Here is a 2,400-nt window from a genome sequence, read left to right on the forward strand (position 1 = left end):
GACTTGATCTGCGGAAACCATCAAGGCCAGCGGACCTAAGAACCGCGCGAACAGGCCGAACACAAGACCGTATCTGACAAATTGCTAACTGCTTCGAAAAAAGTCTTGCTTTGCAGGGACCATCCACACAGGACGAAGCTGACTTCTACAATTGGGGCGACACAGTCGCATCAGACAGCAACAAATCGAAGCTGTGTGGCGGTGCAAGGTTTTCAAAGTACCAGTCCTCAGCACGGTGCCATTGTTGCTCCCAAACGCTGAGACCACCTTCTCTTCTTACCAAGCGCTTGAGACGTTCTTCCTCTGGCACCTCTATCAACACCGTCAGATCGAGAAAGTCGCGGAGTTCTGGCCGAGCAGCATAGACGCCCTCAATCACCACGATTTCGCATGGCTCGACAAGTGTCTCTATGGAGGATTTCGAGCCGTCGAATGCACCCCAATCGTAAGGATAAAAGGACGCAGGTTCAGAGACATGAAGCTTTTCAAGGACGTTGCGCAACGCCCTCCAGTCTATGCAAATCTCAGCGAGTACGTCCGCTGGTTCATCCAGTATTCCTTCACCGCCTGTGAAAAAGTCATCACCGGAAATTATCTGCGCATTCAACCGTTGGGCAATTGTTCGAGCAAGTGTCGACTTTCCCGCCCCGCTCCGGCCATCGATTGCCACCAAAAATGGTCCTGCGACGTCGTGATTTTTTGCGACGATTGCACGGATGAGGCTTTCGACATTTTTGTTCCAAGGTGGTGACATGCTTGACTATACCGCGATGCAGCATTTGTTGAAACGGGCTCAAAGCCGCCTAATGCTCATGCAGCGAGGGTGTTGGAACGGGCGCTCGGCAAGCCGTCATCGGCAAAGCTGCGCAGACCCTTGACCTGGCTGGCGTCTCTGGACAGTCGTCGCCATTAGCGCCCCGAAAGCCAAGGTTCGTGTCACTGGCGGCGAAACTGGCGTTTAGGGCCCATTTTTCGTCTACAGATAGTGGTAATGAATGTATGTTCCATTCTTGGTTAGCTTGAGTGGCACCTCATCTCTGTCGCCAAGGCAAAAACCTGAAGAAAAAAACACCTCTTCTGTCACTTGCGGGCCTGACCGATGTTGGTACATGCCGAGGAAGGTTCGAGCCCAGGCTCTTTTATCAAAGGTCGGATAAGGTAAGCCACGGCATGTTTGTGTTGCCCAAAAGCTTTCTCCGAATGTTTGAACAGTCTTAGCGCCTGCCACAAAGTTGGGGTGGGAAATGTACCAAAACAAAAGGCCATCAGATTCAGCCGGCAAAACCGCGTCAATACCGATGGTGTGATAAACATTTGTGGGCCAACCAAGTTTGGTCAGAACAATACAAACGCCAGGTATCGGCACGAAACGGAAAACATCCATTTTCTCCGGGAGCTTTTCGAAGTCCGTAGGGTCGCTTTGAAATAAGCAGCGAACATGTTGAAACTTTGGGAAGCTATTAGCTGTTAGCCCCGCCTTTTTGCTGGACTTTTTCATATCCAAGGCAATTTCATCATCCGATACGTGATGCCAGTCTTGCAGCTTCAATTGCTGTAAGACATGCTGATAGCTTTCCTTAGAACCACGGTATTCTTTTCTTACCGCAGCGATGGTTCGAACGACTGTCTCAGTGCAATTCTTAACTGACTTCAATGAGTATTGTTCAGTTGAGGTTCTCGACAAGTGGTACTCGAGATCACGCCGTCCTAGCCCACGGGACCCAATTTGGGCACCAATTTCGGGGAACTCATTCGCCAGTTCCATCATTTCTGTTGCCACCTTTTTCTAACCCACAGGTTAGTACCCTGTTGTACAAAAGTTGCAAGCTTCACAACCGGTTCTGGCCCCGGCCGAATTCTTTCCGGTCTCAGACTGACAAATCCGCTGATTCACGCATCAACCAGTTCCGTTTGTGTCGATGATCTTCACCGTTCTCGGCCTCACCAGACGGATAAGGGAGTTGCCAGACGCGGCGAAGGTGCGGTTTGGATCACGGATGTCCGACGCGGTATAAATGGCCGCTGTGGCGACATTTGCTGTGGCGCGGCGGCACCGGTGCTGCACGTGCGATACGATGCTGCTCCGGCGAAGGTCGATAATCAAAGGTCGGGTTTGTCCGCTTTGCGACTAGGTGCGCGAGCGAATTCTTGTATGGCGATGAAGGGCTCGCTGCCGACATCCGAGCGTTTCAGTCAGTTTACCGGGGCAGCCCAAAGCCGACCTTGGATTTGAGGCACGTTTGGCAGGTCGGCGGGACGAGGACGAAACCGCTCTCGCGGTATTGGCGCTTACGGCGGATGTTGTGCGCTGATGTAAGCGGCGTGGATTTTGCGAACTGACGCACCTGTTTGACGATTGGGACCTTCTCAATCTGATGACAGGAGTTTCCGATGACGGAC

3 protein-coding genes are annotated in these 2,400 nt (G+C 52.0%); all 3 read right to left on the reverse strand.

The features are described 5' to 3' along the window. Nucleotides 1–145 precede the first annotated feature (145 nt). Nucleotides 146–754, reverse strand: a complete 609-nt coding sequence (locus tag ACFWW2_RS07415) for a uridine kinase (protein ID WP_393927242.1) — start codon at nucleotides 752–754, stop codon at nucleotides 146–148. Nucleotides 755–976: 222 nt separating this feature from the next. Continuing rightward, complete coding sequence (locus ACFWW2_RS07420; RefSeq protein ID WP_393927244.1) at nucleotides 977–1,768, reverse strand: hypothetical protein; 792 nt, start codon at nucleotides 1,766–1,768, stop codon at nucleotides 977–979. Between the two features lie 430 nt (nucleotides 1,769–2,198). Then, nucleotides 2,199–2,400 (reverse strand): hypothetical protein (locus ACFWW2_RS07425; RefSeq protein ID WP_393927246.1); only part of this gene is annotated, 202 nt, incomplete at its 5' end.

Origin of the sequence: Yoonia sp. R2-816 (assembly GCF_046762905.1) — a bacterium.
In the GTDB taxonomy this organism is placed as follows: Bacteria; Pseudomonadota; Alphaproteobacteria; order Rhodobacterales; family Rhodobacteraceae; genus Yoonia.

Excerpts from the sequence above, each read along its gene's own strand:
- ACFWW2_RS07415 (WP_393927242.1), bottom strand. The coding sequence starts at position 754 with ATGTCACCACCTTGGAACAAAAATGTCGAAAGCCTCATCCGTGCAATC.
- ACFWW2_RS07420 (WP_393927244.1), bottom strand. The coding sequence starts at position 1,768 with ATGATGGAACTGGCGAATGAGTTCCCCGAAATTGGTGCCCAAATTGGG.